This window comes from Neisseria sp. P0022.S010, from assembly GCF_051956635.1.
Window position 1 is genome coordinate 1 of the sequence record NZ_JBQCXF010000878.1, and the last position, 464, is coordinate 464.

Below are 464 nucleotides of genomic sequence, written 5' to 3' on the forward strand. Positions count from 1 at the left end.
TGAGCGCGCCTGCGGTTGCGCCGGTACCGGTACGGATGCCTTAATGTTTGAGCAATTCGCTGTCAAACGGATCTTGTTTGAAGGCTTTGGGCATCCATGTGCTGTCGCTGCCGACTTCGTCGTGATAGAAGCGGTAAAGTGTGAACAGGCGTTGTTGCATTTGTCGCTCAAGTTGGCGGATTTCCGATTGCATGACTTCCAAAGTCGGGGCAGGGTCGTCGTTTTCGGCAATTTCTTGGGTAAATGCGGCGGTATCCAGCAGAAAATCGGCAATTTCACGGCGCGCTTCCATATCCAGCCGTTGCCACTCGCGACGGCGCATATTGATGAGGCGGTCGAGGATGTCGCGCTTGGGTAACATGGTGGCAAGGTTGTCCCACAATCGGATTTCGCCTTCAAAGTCGAAGGCAACGGTATCAAAACCGGCGTAAACATGCAGGGTTCGACGGGCGAGCATATTGGTC

General features: G+C 54.1%; 1 pseudogene. It reads right to left on the reverse strand.

The window, feature by feature from the left end:
• Positions 1-43: 43 nt before the first annotated feature.
• Positions 44-464 (reverse strand): annotated as a pseudogene (locus ACTHUT_RS21895) (DUF3482 domain-containing protein); the annotation flags it as partial.